Origin of the sequence: Franzmannia pantelleriensis, from assembly GCF_900102875.1 — a bacterium.
Classification (GTDB): domain Bacteria; phylum Pseudomonadota; class Gammaproteobacteria; order Pseudomonadales; family Halomonadaceae; genus Franzmannia; species Franzmannia pantelleriensis.
Map to the genome: position 1 here is coordinate 1 of NZ_FNGH01000006.1, position 16268 is coordinate 16268.

A 16268-nucleotide genomic window follows, 5' to 3' on the forward strand; every position below is an offset into this window, starting at 1 on the left:
GATATATAGCCATCGAATGTCAGTGGTGGAGCCGGTATTCGGCAACATCGGCACCACGAAACGTTTGAACCGATTCGGGCTTCGTGGCAAGAAGAAGGTACAGGGTCAGTGGCAGTTATACTGCTTAATACACAACATTGAGAAGCTCGCCAATTATGGTCGGTTAGGCACGTGATAAAGGGGCTACAAGGCCTAAATGTGGCCGCCAAATGCTTGTGATGAGTGACTTTGACATCATCCAGGTACCGAGATGGTCAGCTAGGCCCCTTGACCCAAAAAATTTGTCTATTTGGTGGGCGGTACACAAAATCAGAAAACAGGCGGTGGGGAGGACTCAGAATCGAGTTTTTCTACAGCCTCGTTATGAGGATTAACATGATCCGTGATTTTATCGCTTCAGATATGGATAGTGTGCTTAGTATCTGGCTAGAATCCTCGGCCGAGGCGCACGACTTTGTCGACCGCGCATTCTGGGAATCCAAGCTGGATGATATGAGAAACATCTATATACCAGCCTCAGAGACTTACGTGTACAAATCGGGCAGTGAGGTGAAAGGCTTTTTCTCGCTGCATGGCGATACGCTGGCGGCTATCTTCGTGGCGCCTGGCTGCCAGGGAGAAGGCATTGGTCAGGCTCTGATGGCAAAGGCAAAATCGCTGCGTGAGCGTATTACATTGGATGTCTACAAAGAGAATAAGAAGACCGTGGACTTCTATAAGCGTTGCGGCTTTCGGGTAGTGTCCGAAAAAGCGGACCCACATACAGGTTGCGCTGAGTTGGTCATGGTGTTCAACTCGTAAAACAACCATGGGGTCATAATATTTCGTGTGTCAGACCTGGTTATGCTTGGCATTTATGGCTGGCGCTATGCGCAAAAGGGGGAGGCTTGCATCAAGCAGCAGTACAATGGATCGTGGCGTTACTGAGAGATAGGAACATTCCTTTTCTGATTTGCGGGGGGCTCGCCGCAAAGGGATACGGCTCTGAACGTGTTCTGAACGACATTGATCTCTTCGTTCCCGGCGAATATTTTTCGTCAGTGGTTTTGGCTGGCCAAGAGTATGTGTCCAAGGCCGCTAGGCACTACCGGGAGGAAGGCTGGGATCTAACATACGTACAATTCATGTATGGGGGTATCAAAGTGGAGGTAGGTAACGCTGATGGCCCGCGAATCTTTGATATATATAGTCAAATTTGGGTTCCGCTAGACATAGATTTTTCTCGCCATAAAATAGTGCAGTTGCTAGGTGTGGATTTGCCCCTTATGCTTAAGGAAGATCTGGTAAGATATAAATTGGCGCTCTCAAGGCCAGTAGATATCGAGGACATTCATGCTATTCGTCAGAGTACATGATCAAGCCATGTACCGGATGCGAAAACCTCTGCTTTGCGCCGTTTTTGCCATCGGTGATGGCGGGTATTAAGCCAAATCAGTCACGGAGGAGCCTGTGAAAGTCAAGTGCATTGCCGGTTTTGCTTCCATAACAAAAGATCCGGCAGCAAGTGCGTCCTTGTACCAGAAGGCACTGGGTCTGCCGCTTGAGGCGATGGACGATTATCGTTTCATGGATAATTTTCCTGGAGCGCACCATTTTGGAGTATGGCCCTTATCAATGGCCGCGCAGTCCTGCTATGGGCAGGATGAATGGCCAGAGAGTGTTCCTGAGCCCACGGCTACGATTGAGTTCGAGTTGGAAGATGCCGCTGCTGTGGAGGCGGCAGTGCAGGAAATGAAAGAGAATGGTCAGGCCTTCATCCACGAGGCCCGGACAGAGCCGTGGGGGCAGACCGTCGCAAGGTTCATGAGTCCCGAGGGTGTACTGGTGGGGCTGAGCTATGCGCCATGGCTTCATGTAGAACGTTCGTAACTCCTGGAATGATAGTTACTCTAGCCCTCGAGCCGTTCACCTGGCTCGGGGGCTTTTCGTTTTTACCATCTGATTATTTCGCCGCCAGCGCCACGCCTACCTTCGAGCGGTTCGGTCGGCCGATGGTCTGGGTGATCCAGGTGCCGGTCTCGGCGAGCGTGTTCAGGTCGATGCCGGTCTCAATGCCGAGGCCGTTGAGCAGGTAGACGACGTCTTCGCTGGCGACGTTGCCGGAGGCGCCCTTGGCGTAGGGGCAGCCGCCGAGGCCGGCGACGGAGCTGTCGACTACGCCGACGCCTTCTTCCAGTACGGCGTAGAGGTTGGCCAGCGCCTGGCCGTAGGTGTCGTGGAAGTGAGCGGCGAGTTGGGCCATGGGGATGTCCCTGGCCACGGCCTCGAGCATGCGCTTGGCCTTGAGCGGGGTGCCGACGCCGATGGTGTCGCCGAGCGAGACTTCGTAGCAGCCCATATCGAACAGCGCCTTGCTCACCTCGGCCACCTTGGCCGGGGCGATTTGGCCTTCGTAGGGGCAGCCGAGCACGCAGGAGACGTAGCCGCGCACGCGTACGTTGGCTTCTCTGGCTCGCTCCAGCACGGGGGCGAAGCGCTCCAGGGATTCGGCGACGGAGCAGTTGATGTTCTTCTGCGAGAAGGCTTCACTGGCCGCGCCGAATACCGCCACTTCTTCCACGCCGCACTCCAGCGCCGCTTCCAGCCCCTTGAGGTTGGGGGTTAGGGCGGCGTAGGTCACGCCCTGGCGGCGCTTGAGACCGGCCATCACCCCGCGATGGTCGGCCATCTGCGGTACCCACTTGGGCGAGACGAAGCTGGCCGCTTCGATATACTTGAGCCCGGCGGCGCCCAGGCGGTCGATCAGCTCCAGCTTGGTGGCCGTGTCGATCGGGTTGGGCTCGTTTTGCAGCCCGTCGCGGGGGCCGACCTCGACCAGGCGGACGTGTGTTGGGAAGGGCATGGCGGCCTCCTGGTAACTGGCTTATGACGGGCAGCGCTGCGCGCTGCAATCGCGAATGAATTCGCTCCCACAAAGGGGGGGTTACCCGCTTGGTGTGAACTCGAGGAGCACATCCCCTTGGCCGACGGTATCGCCGGCGGCGAAGTGGAAGCTTGCCACCTGGCCGTCGGCGGGGGCGGTGAGGGTGTGTTCCATCTTCATGGCTTCCATGACCATCAGCGGCATGCCTTTCTCCACCGGCTGGCTTGGCTCCACCAGCAGCGCGACCACGATGCCGTGCATGGGCGCGGTGAGGGTCGATTCGACTTCGTGGTGGCCATGGTCGATGGCGTCGATGCGCCGCCAGAGCAGGCGGGTTTCGCCGGCGGGATCGACCATGACGATGATATGACGCTCCCCCTCCCCAACCAGCCGTGCCTGCAGGCGGCGGCGATGGCCATCGAGGGTTATCGCCACGGCGTCGCCTTCCAGTGGCTGCAGGCTGGCGGTGAGGGTCTCGCTGCCGATGGTGAGGCACCACGGGTCGGCGTCGCTCTCGCGGGTGCCCTCTACCACGACGGCGCTGGCTTCATCCTGCCGGTCGCACAGGGCGATGCGGATGCCGTGCGGAGCGTTGAGGCGGAAGCCGTCGTGGCGGTCCCAGGGCGAGTCGCTTTCGCGTTCGCGGCCCAATTGGTCCAGGGCGATCAGCGCGGCGCTGGCGTACTCGTCGATGCTGCAGGGCGTGGCGGCGAACAGGGTGGCGTGGTGGCGCTCGATAAAGCGGGTATCCAGCTCGGCGGCCTTGAACGCTGGGTGGGTGGCCAGACGCTGCAGGAAGGCGCGGTTGGTCACCACGCCCTGTACGTCGAGCGCGGCCAGCGCTCGGTTGAGGGTGGCCAGGGCCTGATCGCGGTCGTCGCCGTGGGCGATCAGCTTGGCGAGCATCGGGTCGTAGTGCATGGACACGACGTCGCCACTCTCCACGCCGCTATCCAGGCGCACTCGCTGAGGGTCGAGCCCGGCGCCTTCGAGGTCCATGGCGAAGCGCGCCAGGGTGCCGGTGGCGGGCAGGAAGTCCTGGTCCGGGTCTTCGGCGTAGAGCCGCGCCTCGAAACTGTGGCCGCTGATGGTCAGTTCGTCCTGGGTGCAGGGCAGGGCTTCGCCCATGGCCACCCGCAGCTGCCACTCGACCAGGTCCTGGCCGGTGATCATCTCGGTGACGGGATGCTCCACCTGCAGGCGGGTATTCATCTCCATGAAGTAGAAGGCTCCGCTCGCATCCAATAAAAACTCGACGGTGCCGGCGCCCACGTAGCCGATCTCCTGGGCGGCGCGCACCGCGGCGTCGCCCATCTCGCGGCGCAGTTCGGCGGTCATGCCGGGGGCGGGGGCTTCCTCGAGCACCTTCTGGTGGCGGCGCTGCACCGAGCAGTCGCGCTCGAACAGGTAGACGCCGTTGCCGTGGCGGTCGCAGAACACCTGGACCTCGACGTGACGCGGCTGGATCAGATACTTCTCGATCAGCATACGGTCGTCGCCGAAGGCGGCGCGGGATTCGCGGCGGCAGCTGTCTAGCGCGGCCTGGAAGTCGGCGCTGGACTCCACCACCCGCATGCCCTTGCCACCGCCGCCGGCACTGGCCTTGAGTAGCACCGGGTAGCCGATCTTGTCGGCTTCGCGACGCAGCAGGACGTCGTCCTGGTCGTGCCCGTGGTAGCCGGGCACCAGCGGCACCCCGGCGTTGGCCATGCGCGCCTTGGCGGCGGACTTGTCGCCCATGGCGGCAATTGCCGCGGCGGGCGGGCCGACGAAGACGATGCCGGCGGCGTCCAGCGCTTCGACGAAGGCGCCATTCTCGGAGAGGAAGCCGTAGCCGGGGTGAATGGCGCCGGCGCCGCTGCGCCGGGCGGCCTCCACCACCGCCTCGATGTTGAGGTAGCTGTCGCGGGCGGCGGCGGGGCCGATGCGTACGGCTTCGTCGGCCTCGCGCACGTGGCGGGCATTGGCGTCGGCATCCGAGTAGACGGCCACGGTGCGCAGGCCCATGCGGCGAGCGGTGCGCATCACGCGGCAGGCGATCTCGCCGCGGTTGGCCACCAGCAGGGTATCGAAGCGGGCGGTGGTCATGGGGTGTCGTCCTGTGGCGGGCGCCAGCACGGGGCGCGCTTGTCGAAGAAGCTGGCCAGGCCCTCCTGGCCTTCGTCGCTTACGCGCAGCTCGCTGATCACGCGGCAGCTGTGCTCGCGGGTGGCATCGCTGTCGGGCTCGCGGGCGACCTCGGCGAGCAGCGCCTTGGTGGCACGCTGGGCTTGGGGAGAGCCGGCCAGCAGCGTGGTGAGCATCGCGTCGATCTCGTCATCCAGGTCGTCATGGCCCACCACCTGGTGCACCAGACCGAGGCCTAAGCTGGTGGCGGCGTCGATCTCCTCGGCGCTGAGCGCGAAGCGGCGCATCTGGCGCGGGCCAATGGCGCGCTGCACGTAGGGGCTGATGACTGCCGGCGAGAGGCCGATCTTGACCTCGGAGAGGCAGAATCTGGCCTGCTCGGAGGCGATGACGATATCGCAGCAGGCGGCCAGGCCAACGGCGCCGCCGAAGGCCGCTCCCTGCACCCGGCACACGGTGGGGCAGGGCAGGGTGTCGAGGCGCTGCATCATCTCGGCGAGCTTGCGCGAATCGGCCAGGTTGGCTTCGATGTCGTACTCGACCATGCGCTGCATCCAGCCAAGGTCGGCGCCGGCGGAGAAGTGCTTGCCTTCGGAGCCCAGCACCACCACGCGCACCTCGCCGCGGGTGGCGGCCTCATGCAGGTGTGTCAGGTGCGCGTTGAGTTCGGCGATCAGGCGGTCGTCAAAGGCGTTGTGGACCTCGGGGCGGTTCAGCGTTAGCCAGGCGACGCCGCGTTCGTCGATGATCATCTGGGAATAAGACGTTGCCATGGTGAAATATCCCTCCTGTATGGGAGCGAATTTATTCGCGATGGGGTGTTTGCCCGGTAGGGCTACTACGCCCTGCATCGCGGTTGAAACCGCTCCCACATTTGCCTCGGCACCATTCCCCTGTGGGAGCGAATGTATTCGCGATGGGGTGTTTGCCCGGTAGGGCTACTACGCCCTGCATCGCGGTTGAAACCGCTCCTACATTTGCCTCGGTGCTACATCCTGAAAACACCAAATTTGGTGTCTTCTATCTCGGCGTTCATGGCGGCGGCGAGCGCGAGCCCCAGCACGTCGCGAGTCTGGGCCGGGTCGATCACGCCATCGTCCCATAGCCGCGCGCTGGCGTAGTAGGGGTGCCCCTGGTGCTCGTACTGCTCGCGGGTGGGCTGCTTGAAGGCTTCCTCATCTTCGGCGCTCCACTCGCGGCCCTCGCGCTCGTGCTGCTCACGCTTGACCTGGGCGAGGACTCCGGCGGCCTGCTCGCCACCCATCACCGAGATGCGCGCGTTGGGCCACATAAACAGCAGGTTGGGCTCGAAGGCGCGGCCGCACATGCCGTAGTTGCCGGCGCCGAAGCTGCCACCGATCAGCACGGTGAACTTGGGCACCCGGGCGCAGGCTACGGCGGTAACCAGCTTGGCGCCGTGCTTGGCGATGCCTTCGTGCTCGTACTTGGAGCCGACCATAAAGCCGGTGATGTTCTGCAGGAACACCAGCGGAATCTTGCGCTGGGCGCACAGCTCGATAAAGTGCGCGCCCTTGACCGCGGATTCGGAGAACAGCACGCCGTTATTGGCGACGATGCCCACCGGGTGGCCGTGAATATGCGCGAAGCCGGTGACCAGGGTGTCGCCGTAGTAGCGCTTGAACTCGTCGAAGTCGGAGTCGTCGACGATGCGCCCGATCACCTCGCGCACGTCGAAGGGCTTCTTGAGGTCGGTGCCGACGATACCGTAGAGCTCGGCGGGATCGAGGCGCGGCGGCTTGGGAGGCTGCATGGCGAGCCGGCCGCGCTTCTGCCAGTTGAGCCGCGCCACGCAGGCGCGGGCCAGCTGCAGGGCGTGGGCGTCGTTCTCGGCGTAGTGGTCGGCCACGCCGCTGAGCTTGGCGTGGACGTCGGCGCCGCCCAGCGCCTCGGCGCTGATGCTCTCGCCGGTGGCGGCCTTCACCAGCGGTGGGCCACCGAGGAAGATGGTGCCCTGCTCGCGGACGATGATCGACTCGTCGGCCATGGCAGGTACGTAGGCGCCGCCGGCGGTGCAGGAGCCCATCACCACGGCGATCTGCGGGATGCCCTCGGCAGAGAGGGTGGCCTGGTTATAGAAGATGCGGCCGAAGTGGTCGCGGTCGGGGAATACCTCATCCTGAAGGGGCAGGTAGGCGCCGCCGGAGTCGACGAGATAAATACATGGCAAGCGATGCTTGCGGGCGATCTCCTGGGCGCGGAGGTGCTTCTTCACCGTGAGCGGGTAATAGGTCCCGCCCTTGACGGTGGCGTCGTTGGCGACGATCACGCACTCCACGCCCGAGACGCGGCCGATGCCGGTGACGATGCTGGCAGCGGGCACCGCATCGTCGTAGACCTCATGGGCGGCCAGGGCCGAGAGCTCGAGGAAGGGCGAGCCCTCGTCGAGCAGGTGGTCGATGCGGTCGCGCACGAATAGCTTGCCGCGAGACTCGTGGCGGGCGCGGGCCTTGTCGCCGCCGCCCCGGCGGATCGCCGCGCTCAGCTCGCGCAGCGCCAGCACCTCCCGGCGCATGGCCGCCTCGTTGGCCTGGAACAGTTCGCTGCGCGGATTGATCTGGGTTTGCAGAATAGCCATCTCTCGGTTCCTTGGCTGACTCGCGTGGCACGGCACATGAGGTGCTGGGATTTGGCAAGGGTGAAGAGAGAAGACGGCACTTCGTGCCTGGAAGAGGGAAGAAAAGCGCTTCCTTACTTCCCTCTTCATTCTTCGTTCTTCCGTCTTGTTCAGGCCGATTCGTTGAAGATTTCGCGACCGATCAACATCCGCCTTATCTCGCTGGTGCCAGCGCCGATCTCGTAGAGCTTGGCGTCGCGCAGCAGGCGGCCGGTGGGATACTCGTTGATATAGCCGTTGCCGCCGAGCAGCTGGATGGCGTCGAGCGCCACCTGGGTAGCCTTCTCGGCGCAGTAGAGGATCACCCCGGCGGCGTCCTTGCGAGACACCTTGCCGCGGTCGCAGGCGCCGGCCACAGCGTAGAGGTAGGCGCGGCAGGCGTCGAGGGTGGTGGCCATGTCGGCGACCTTGCCCTGCACCAGCTGGAACTCGCCGATCGCCTGGCCGAACTGCTTGCGCTCGTGGATATAGGGCACCACCACGTCCATGGCGGCCTGCATGATGCCGATGGGCCCGGCGGCGAGCACGGTGCGCTCGTAGTCCAGGCCGCTCATCAGCACCCGCGCGCCCTTGTTCACTTCGTCCAGCACGTTCTCGGCCGGCACCTCGCAGTCCTGGAACACCAGCTCGCAGGTGTTGGAGCCGCGCATGCCAAGCTTGTCGAGCTTCTGGGCCGTCGAGAAACCGGGCATGCCTTTCTCGATCAGGAAGGCGGTGATGCCCTTGGCGCCGGCGCTGGGGTCGGTCTTGGCGTAGACCACCAGCACGTCGGCGTCGGGGCCGTTGGTGATCCACATCTTGCTGCCGTTGAGCACGTACGTGTCGCCGCGCCTGTCGGCGCGTAGCTGCATGGAGACCACGTCGGAGCCGGCGCCGGGCTCCGACATAGCCAAGGCACCCACGTGCTCGCCGCTGATCAGTTTGGGCAGGTACTGGGCCTTCTGCTCGGTCGAGCCGTTGAGGGCGATCTGGTTGACGCACAGGTTGGAGTGGGCGCCAAACGAGAGCGCCACCGAGGCGCTGGCGCGGGAGATCTCCTCCATGGCGATGCAGTGCGCCAGGTAGCCCATGCCGCTGCCGCCGTCGGCTTCCTGCACGGTGATGCCGAGCAGGCCCATGTCGCCGAACTTGCGCCACAGGTCGGCCGGGAAGTCGTTGCTGGCGTCGATCTCGGCGGCGCGCGGGGCGATCTCGTTGCGGGCGAAGGCGTTGACCTGGTCGCGCAACATGTTGAGCTCGTCGTCGAGGCCGAAATCGAGAGGCGTGTAGGGGCTATGCATGGCGGGCTCCGAAAGCGTCTGGTGCTGGCTGTCAGCCTAGGCAAAGTTGACGTTGACGTAAAGTGCACGTGGCGAGGGTTAGACGAAAGGTCCAGAACAATGTCAGTAGCGAACGCGAGGTGACGATGGACGAAGGCTGCTACTACTGATGGTGTGAGAGAACGTCACGAAAACGATGGTGGGCACCTGCGGGTCGCTCGCCCGTTGGCGTTGCCGCTTGGCGGCGACGCCTTGGTTCCGTCATGCGGAGAGACCGTCATGAATCAGACTGGACAACCCGCCAGCGAATATGTCGAATTCTGGAACGATACCTTGGCCGAGAAGTTTACTCGCTACCAGGACATCCTGATGAACGGCTTGAGCTATCACAGCCGTGTCCCCCTCGAACACCTGGACGTGCCCGCTGGCGCAGGCATCCTCGATGTCGGCTGTGGCTGGGGTGACACTGCCATCGCACTGGCGCGCAAGGCCGGCCCCGAGGGGGAGGTGCTGGGGCTGGATTGCGTCGAAGAGTTTCTTGAGGATGCGCGACGACGGGCCGACGAGGCCGGCGTCAGCAATGTGCGCTTCGTGACCGCTGACGTCGAGCGCTACCCCTTCGAGCCGCTATACGACCTGTGCTTTTCGCGCTTTGGCATGATGTTCTTCGAGCATCCGGTGGTGGCCATGCGCAACGTGTACAAGGCACTGCGCCCCGGCGGGGAGCTGATGTTCATCGTCTGGCGCGATATCCAGGACAACCCCTGGCTCGGCCTGCCCAAGCAGGTGGTGCTGGACTTTCTGCCGCCGCCGGGGGAGGACGCCCGCACCTGTGGCCCAGGCCCCTTCTCGATGGCCAATCCCGAGGTGGTGACCCAGCAGCTGGAGATCGCCGGCTTCGAGGAGGTGGCCTTCGAGCGTAACGATGGCCCGGTGGAGGTGGGCGATTCAGTCGAGAATGCCATGCGTTTCCAGCTCGCGCTGGGGCCGGCGGGGGAGGTATTTCGCGAAGCCGGGGAGGAGGCGGAGCGGCAGCGACCCCAGATCGAAGCGGCGCTGCGTGACGTCCTGGCGCCCTTCGAGCAGGATGGCAAGATCGTCATGGACTCCAGCTCCTGGACCATCACGGCGCGCAAGCCGGCGGCGCCAGCGATGGCCGGCTAACTCGTCACTAACTGGATCAGTCCTTGGTAGAGGGGGATCCCCACGATCACGTTGAGGGGGAAGGTAAACCCCAGCGCAGCGAGCATCGCCAGGCCGATATTGGCCTCGGGGATGGCGCTGCGCATGGCCGCCGGGGCGGCGATATAGGAGGCACTGGCGGCAAGCGCGGTGAGGATCAGCAGCGAGCCGCTGGGCAGGCCCAGCAGCAAGCCGACGCCCAGGCCGGTCATGGCCAGCAGCGGCGGGGCGACCAGGGCGAAGGTCAGCAGCCGCCAGTGGAACCAGGGGATGGGGCGCAGGGTTTCGGCGGCGGTCAGGCCCATCTGCAGCAGGAACAGCGCCAGCACCGCATGGAAGGCGGTGGTGAACAGCTCGGTGACGTTGCTGCCCTGGGCGGGGCCGTACATGGCGCCGATCACCGCGCCGCCGGCCAGCAGGATCACCCCGCGATTGGTCAGGGTCTCGTGCCAGATGCCCTGCAGGGCCTGGCTGGAGTCGCTGCCCTTGTAGCGGCGGTAGAGGGCGATGGCGACCATGATCGCCGGCAGCTCCATCATCACCAGGTAGAGGGTGACTTCTGCACCGATCGCCAGGCCGCGCCCCTCGGCGAAAGCCAATGCCACGGCGAAGGTGCCGGCGCTCACCGAGCCGTAGTGGGCGGCGATGCTGGCGCTGTCGGCGGGTGACAGGCGCACCAGGCGCCGCAGTAGCGGCATCAGTGCCAGGGGAATCAGCGCCCCCAGGGCGGCCACTGCGAGCAGCTCGGGCAGCAGTGACCAGCCCAGGTTGCCGTACAGCGCCATGCCGCCCTTGAGGCCGATGGTCAGCATCAGCAGCAGGCTCAGGGTGTCGTAGGCGGCCTTGGGGATGGCCAGGTCGGATTTCACCACGCCGGCCAGCAGGCCAAGCAGGAAGAACATCACCACGATATCGGGCATCAGGACATCTCGGGCTGGGAGAAGGTGCTGCGCATTCTGCAAAGGTAAGGCTATTGCGGCTAATCAAAATTTGAGCAATCCTTTATAGATATTTATCTATATGGGGGCTGGGATGAATATCCGCCATCTCACCTTCCGCCTGCTGCAGGTGTATGTCGCCGTGGTCAGGAGCGGCACCATGAGCGAGGCGGCGCGGCGACTCCACCTCACCCAGCCGACGGTATCGATGCAGCTCAAGCGGCTGAGCGAGGCGGTCGGCGAGCCGCTGCTGGAGAGCCGCCAGGGGCGCTTGCTGCCCACCGAGGCGGGTAGCGAGCTCTATCGCGCCAGCCGCGAGGTGCTGGGACGCTTCGACGACTTCGATGACTACCTCGCGGCGCTGCGCGGCGGCGAGCGTGGCCGCTTCTCGATTGCCCTGGTCAATACCGCCCAGTACGTGCTGCCGCGGCTGCTGGGGCCGCACAGTCAGGCATTTCCCGAGGTCGAGATCACCGTGCATATCGGCAACCGCCGCCAGATGCTGACCCGCTTCGAGCGCCAGGAGGATGACCTCTACGTGTTCAGTCATCCGCCGTCGCTGGCCCACGCCCAGGCCGGGCGCTTTCTGCGTAATCCACTGGTAGCGGTGGCGCCGCGGGGCCATCCGCTAGCCGGCCGTGAGCGCATCGATATGAGCGAGCTGCTCGGCGAGCGCATGCTGCTGCGCGAGCCGGGTTCGGCCACTCGCATGCTGTTCGAGAGCTGGCTGCAGGAGCAGGGGCTGACGCTCGGGGCGACCCTGCAGATGGCCAGCAATGAAGCGATCCGCGTCGGCGTGGCGTCGGGGCTGGGCCTTGCCGTGCTATCCGAGCATGTGCTGCCGGCGGAGCACCCGGATATCGTCATCCTGCCGGTGACGGGGCTACCCATCGAGAGTCACTGGCAGTTCATCGTACGCCGCGACCGGCGACTCTCCCATGCGGCGCTGGGCTTTCTGCACTTCGCCGCCGGCCACCTGGACGAGTGCGTCGAGCCGCGCTTCTTGAGCAACGAGCTGGAAGGGCTGCTGGCGCGACTCGCGGAAGTGCGCCCGGAGCTTGACGACTCGGCGAACTGAGCCATAGTAAAGAGTAGACCGGTCGGTCTACGGGGAGCGTGCATGACGGCTGAAGCTAAGGAAATGTCCACCAAGGATCGCCTGCTCGAGGCGGGACTCGCCATGTTATTGAAACAAGGCTACAACCACCTGGGTATCCAGGCGCTGCTGGCGGAAACGGGGATCCCCAAAGGGTCCTTCTACCACTATTTCCGCAGCAAGGAGGATTTCGCTCTGCAGGTAGTGGACCGCTATATGCAGCAGGTTCACCAGGGGCTGGATATGAGCCTGGGCAATCGTGCCCTGCCACCTCTGCAGCGGGTGCGTCGTTTCTTCGAGCTGTCGCGGGAGAAGTACCGCAGCGAGGGTTACCTCGGCTGCCTGTTGGGTGGGCTTGGCCAGGAACTGTCCGGGGTCAGCGACACCTTTCGGCACAAGATCGAGGGCTGTTTCAACCTGATCGCCGAGCGGATTACCGACTGTCTGGAGGAGGCACGCCAGTGCGGGGAGCTGGCGGCGGAGCAGGACCCACGCCAATTGGCGGACCGGCTGCTGGACTGCTGGGAGGGGGCTGCGCTTCGCAGTCGCCTGCGTCGTGACCCCGGCCCGCTGGGGGCCATGCTCGACTTCTATTTCGCGGCCGCAACGCGTTAAGCGTTTTTTTGCGCCGAGGGGTAGACCGACCGGTCTGTTCCGGACGGCTGCCAGCCGTCCCTCACGAGTGGCAAGGGTCGGCTCCATGACCGGCCCGGGAGGTATCAGATGACAACCACAAGCCTCTACCAGCGTCTGGGCGGCGAGCAGGGCATTGCCTTGCTGGTCGACGATATTGTCGAGGCGCATATGCAGAACCCGACGGTTCAAGCCCGCTATCTGCCCGCGCTGGACGATCCAGAGCATCTCGAGGAGTTGAAAGGGCACCTGCGGGACTTCCTCTCCGCCGGCAGTGGCGGCCCTGCGGAGTACCGCGGCAAGAACATGCTCGAGGCGCATCGCGGCATGAACGTCGGCGAGGCCGAGTACATGGCCGTCATGGATGACATCCTCGGCGTGCTCGATCGTCACGGCGTCGATCCACAGACCCGTCAGGAGATGCTGGGCATCGTCTACTCACTGAAGGAGGAGATACTGCACGTTTGAGCCAACGAGAAGGCGGAAAGCGCAGACGTCCGGCAGGCCCGGACGTCTGCGATGGTGCTGTTGGTTGGATAATCTCGGCGAGGGCAGCGCTACTTGCTCGTCCTTACGAATGCTGTTGGGAACGCCAGGCCCTCCACGCCTGGGAGAACAGCACCGCGGTCAGCAGCGCCACGATGCCCAGTGAGATCGGTCGGCTGAACAGCACCGTCCAGTCGTTCTGGTAAATCAGCATGGACAGGCGCAGGTTCTGCTCGGCCATGGGGCCCAACAAGACACCGAGCACCACGGGCGCGAGTGGAAAGGCGAGGCGGTTGAGCAGATAGCCGAGCATGCCGAAGGCCAGCATTACGTAGAGGTCCACCACATTGCCGTTGACGGTGTAGATGCCAATGGCCATCAACACCAGGGTAGTGGGTACCAGCAGCGCGGTAGGCATGCGCAGTATCTGGGCGAACAGGCGAGTGGCGATCATGCCACCCAGCAGCAGTAGCAGCATGGCCGTCAACAGCAGCTGCCACATGAAGCCGAACACCACGTCCGGTGAGCGGGTGAACAGTTGTGGACCGGGCTGCAAACCATGGATCATCAATGCGCCGAGCACCAGGGCAGCAATCAAGTTGCCGGGAATACCCAGCGTGAGCGAGGGAATCATCGCCGAGGCATTGTCGGCACTGTTGCCGGATTCTGCCGCGGCGACGCCGACGGGGTTGCCGGTGCCGAAGCTATCGGGATCGGACGCTCTGCGCTTGGCCTCGTTGTAGCTCAGCAGAGCTGCCAGATTGCCGCCTGCTCCGGGCAGGATGCCGACACAGACACCGGTCAGCGATGAGCGGGCCCAGGTCGGCCAGTAGCGGCGTATCAGCCCGAAGCCACCATCGCCAGCCGAGACACGAAAACTGTCGGCATTGAAGTAGGAGGCATTGGGCTTCTCCGCCATCTCCAGCACCGGTGGTATGGCATACAGGCCGATCAGCACGATCAGCAGTTCGAAGCCACCCACCAGATAGAGGGTGCCGAAGGTATAGCGCTCGGCGCCACTGATGGCGTCGACGCCGACCAGACCGATGATGACCCCGAGCAGGGCACTGAGCATCCCCTTGCTAGCCTCCTTGCCCACCAGCACGGCAATGCTGACCAGGCCGAAGACCGCCACCCAAAAATACTCCGAGGGGCCGAAGGCCAGGGTCACCTTGGCCAGCATCGGGGCTAGCGTCATCAAGGCCAGTGCACTGACGATCCCGCCGATGGCCGAGGACCAGCATGCGGTTTTGAGGGCGAGGCCGCCCTGTCCCTTACGCGTCATCGGGTAGCCATCGAAGGTGGTGGCAATGGCCGCTGGCGTGCCCGGGATATTGAGCAGAATGGCTGGAATGGAGCCGCCGTACATGGAGCCGTTATAAATGCCAGCCACCAAGCCCAGGGCGATCACTGGGTCGAAGCCATAGGTCAGCGGCAGCATCAGGGCGATCGCCATGACCGGGTTGAGCCCCGGCAGAGCACCAATCAGAATGCCGACCAGGGTGCCAACCACGAGGCTGACCAGCGATCCGAGTTGCAGCGCTACCGGGAGCGCATTCAATAGTGATTCGAACATGGGGACACCCTGTTACGAAGCGAGGAAGAACTCGACGGGCAAGGGGCGCCTCAACACCATGGCGAACAAGCCATATAGCAGGGTGATGAAGACCACGGTAATACCCACGACGACCTTGGGGCGCCTTTCTCCCAGCACCGCGGCCAGCACCAGGACGAACACCGCACTGGTGGTATAGAAGCCGATGTGTGGCAGGGTCACGTAATAGACCAGGCAGCAGCCAAGCGTGGCCAGGAAGCGACCGGGGTGATCCACCAGCGCCGTTGCCACGGCCTGTCCCCCGGGGCTCCCGACCAGCAGGCGTCGCGAGCTTCGCCAGATAAGCGGCAGTGCGAACAGGCTCATCAGGCTGCCTGCCCCAAGGGGGACATAAGCGGCATCGTCATAAAAATCCTTCCCCATCCAGGCGGTGATGGCGCCGATGATGAGGAAGGCGAGGCCAGAGAAGAGGTCTCTGTAAGTCATTGACATGATGGCTCCCCTGCAGACGCGGGTCAGTGTTGCTTGAGGCCAAGCCCTTCCAGGGTCTCGCCAATGGCCTGCGCTTCCTGCTGCAGACGCTCGCGTAGCGCTTCTCCTCGCACCAGATTGAGGGTTTCGCCCTGGTCGGCGAGGAACGCCTGGAACTCCGGATGCTTTACGGCACGCGCCACGGCGTCGGCAATCACCTCGGCGCGTGCTTCATCCATGCCCTCAGGCCCGAGCATCATGCGCCATAGCACGGTTTCCAGCTCCGCATGGCCCAGTGCGGCGAGCCCGGATGCCTGGGGCAGGGCATCGTTGTCATCGGCGGAGGTCACCAGCAGGCACTTGGCCTGGCCGTCCTCGACATACGGCAGCACAGGCGTGATGGAGCCGCCGTAGATGTCTACGTGGCCACCGAGAAAGTTCTGCAGGGTCTCGCCGGCACCGCCGAACGGAATCGGGCGGGCGGTGATGTCGAAGGCATCGAAGATCCGTTCGGCGGCCAGGCGCATGGTGCCGCCGACGCCATCGTTGCCGTAGGTGTAGCGACCGGGATTGGCCTGCAGTTCGGTGAGTAGCTCCTCGGCGTTGTCTGCCGGGAAATCAGGCGATACGCAGAGGGTATAGGCACTCTGCGAGGTGCTGGTAATCGGGGTCAGCGTCTCGTAGGAGTACTGCACGCGCTGCATATGCGGCACCGTGGTGATGGGGCTGTTCCAGGTCGACAGCAGGGTGTAGCCATCGGCGCGTGAACGCGCCAACTGGTTGACCCCGATGGCACCACCGCCACCGGCGACGTTGAGTACCGCGGCGGCCTGCCCGAGCTCCTGCTCGAGATATTGATTGAGCATACGGGCGACGTTGTCGGTGCCGCCGCCGGCGGGGGCCGGCACGATGATCTCGATGGGGCGGTTGGGGTAGTCGCTTGCCAGGACGGGAGCGAAAGCCGCGGCGGACATGGCAGTGGCAGTAATGAGCAGCGTGGTTTTCATTTGTTGTACCTATCGT

At 63.9% G+C, this 16268-nt stretch carries 17 protein-coding genes; 8 read left to right on the top strand and 9 right to left on the bottom strand.

What is annotated here, in order from left to right:
- The 4 genes from BLT16_RS08455 to BLT16_RS08470 all read left to right on the top strand — a co-directional run.
- Nucleotides 1-175, top strand: a 175-nt coding sequence (locus BLT16_RS08455) for a transposase (protein WP_176817198.1), incomplete at its 5' end; no start/stop codon positions are given.
- Between the two features lie 200 nt (nucleotides 176-375).
- Nucleotides 376-801, top strand: coding sequence for a GNAT family N-acetyltransferase (locus BLT16_RS08460; protein ID WP_089658105.1), 426 nt, complete (start codon nucleotides 376-378; stop codon nucleotides 799-801).
- An 86-nt stretch (nucleotides 802-887) separates the two neighbouring features.
- Nucleotides 888-1355 carry a nucleotidyltransferase gene (locus BLT16_RS21180; RefSeq protein ID WP_089658106.1) on the top strand — a complete coding sequence of 156 codons (468 nt, stop codon included), beginning with the start codon at nucleotides 888-890 and terminating at the stop codon, nucleotides 1353-1355.
- A gap of 94 nt (nucleotides 1356-1449) precedes the next feature.
- A complete protein-coding gene (locus BLT16_RS08470; protein WP_089658107.1) occupies nucleotides 1450-1869 on the top strand; it encodes a VOC family protein in 420 nt (139 codons plus the stop codon).
- A 73-nt stretch (nucleotides 1870-1942) separates the two neighbouring features.
- On the opposite strand, the gene BLT16_RS08475 is transcribed toward BLT16_RS08470, so the two are convergent.
- The 5 genes from BLT16_RS08475 to BLT16_RS08495 form a co-directional block, all read right to left on the bottom strand.
- The gene (locus BLT16_RS08475; RefSeq protein WP_089658108.1) at nucleotides 1943-2842 is read right to left on the bottom strand and encodes a hydroxymethylglutaryl-CoA lyase; all 900 of its coding nucleotides are present in this window, start codon (nucleotides 2840-2842) and stop codon (nucleotides 1943-1945) included.
- An 81-nt stretch (nucleotides 2843-2923) separates the two neighbouring features.
- Complete coding sequence (locus tag BLT16_RS08480) at nucleotides 2924-4951, bottom strand: acetyl/propionyl/methylcrotonyl-CoA carboxylase subunit alpha (protein ID WP_089658109.1); 2028 nt, start codon at nucleotides 4949-4951, stop codon at nucleotides 2924-2926.
- The gene (locus tag BLT16_RS08485) at nucleotides 4948-5763 is read right to left on the bottom strand and encodes an enoyl-CoA hydratase/isomerase family protein (protein ID WP_089658110.1); all 816 of its coding nucleotides are present in this window, start codon (nucleotides 5761-5763) and stop codon (nucleotides 4948-4950) included. The genes BLT16_RS08480 and BLT16_RS08485 overlap by 4 nt, the downstream gene beginning before the upstream one ends.
- 215 nt (nucleotides 5764-5978) lie before the next feature.
- Nucleotides 5979-7586, bottom strand: a complete 1608-nt coding sequence (locus BLT16_RS08490) for a carboxyl transferase domain-containing protein (protein ID WP_089658111.1) — start codon at nucleotides 7584-7586, stop codon at nucleotides 5979-5981.
- Nucleotides 7587-7735: 149 nt separating this feature from the next.
- Nucleotides 7736-8905, bottom strand: coding sequence for an isovaleryl-CoA dehydrogenase (locus BLT16_RS08495; protein ID WP_089658112.1), 1170 nt, complete (start codon nucleotides 8903-8905; stop codon nucleotides 7736-7738).
- A gap of 258 nt (nucleotides 8906-9163) precedes the next feature.
- Here BLT16_RS08495 and BLT16_RS08500 point away from each other — a divergent pair, with 258 nt between their 5' ends.
- The gene (locus BLT16_RS08500) at nucleotides 9164-10048 is read left to right on the top strand and encodes a class I SAM-dependent methyltransferase (RefSeq protein ID WP_089658113.1); all 885 of its coding nucleotides are present in this window, start codon (nucleotides 9164-9166) and stop codon (nucleotides 10046-10048) included.
- Here the strand turns inward: BLT16_RS08500 and BLT16_RS08505 are convergent.
- Nucleotides 10045-10986: a sodium-dependent bicarbonate transport family permease gene (locus BLT16_RS08505; RefSeq protein ID WP_089658114.1), complete on the bottom strand. Its 942-nt coding sequence runs from the start codon at nucleotides 10984-10986 to the stop codon at nucleotides 10045-10047. The genes BLT16_RS08500 and BLT16_RS08505 overlap by 4 nt on opposite strands.
- Nucleotides 10987-11098: 112 nt before the next feature.
- Here BLT16_RS08505 and BLT16_RS08510 point away from each other — a divergent pair, with 112 nt between their 5' ends.
- From BLT16_RS08510 to BLT16_RS08520, 3 genes are all read left to right on the top strand, one after another.
- Nucleotides 11099-12082 (top strand): LysR family transcriptional regulator, encoded by a 984-nt coding sequence (locus BLT16_RS08510; protein WP_089658115.1) that lies wholly within the window; start codon nucleotides 11099-11101, stop codon nucleotides 12080-12082.
- Between the two features lie 42 nt (nucleotides 12083-12124).
- Nucleotides 12125-12715, top strand: a complete 591-nt coding sequence (locus BLT16_RS08515; RefSeq protein WP_245701549.1) for a TetR/AcrR family transcriptional regulator — start codon at nucleotides 12125-12127, stop codon at nucleotides 12713-12715.
- Between the two features lie 108 nt (nucleotides 12716-12823).
- Nucleotides 12824-13201, top strand: coding sequence for a group I truncated hemoglobin (locus BLT16_RS08520; RefSeq protein ID WP_089658117.1), 378 nt, complete (start codon nucleotides 12824-12826; stop codon nucleotides 13199-13201).
- A 103-nt stretch (nucleotides 13202-13304) separates the two neighbouring features.
- Here the strand turns inward: BLT16_RS08520 and BLT16_RS08525 are convergent, their stop codons facing one another.
- From BLT16_RS08525 to BLT16_RS08535, 3 genes are read right to left on the bottom strand one after another with little or no spacing between them, the layout of a single operon-like run.
- Nucleotides 13305-14795: a tripartite tricarboxylate transporter permease gene (locus BLT16_RS08525; RefSeq protein ID WP_089658118.1), complete on the bottom strand. Its 1491-nt coding sequence runs from the start codon at nucleotides 14793-14795 to the stop codon at nucleotides 13305-13307.
- A gap of 12 nt (nucleotides 14796-14807) precedes the next feature.
- The gene (locus BLT16_RS08530) at nucleotides 14808-15266 is read right to left on the bottom strand and encodes a tripartite tricarboxylate transporter TctB family protein (RefSeq protein ID WP_245701551.1); all 459 of its coding nucleotides are present in this window, start codon (nucleotides 15264-15266) and stop codon (nucleotides 14808-14810) included.
- A gap of 23 nt (nucleotides 15267-15289) precedes the next feature.
- Entirely contained in the window at nucleotides 15290-16252 is a 963-nt protein-coding gene (locus BLT16_RS08535) for a tripartite tricarboxylate transporter substrate binding protein (protein WP_089658120.1), read from the bottom strand.
- Between the last annotated feature and the right edge of the window lie 16 nt (nucleotides 16253-16268).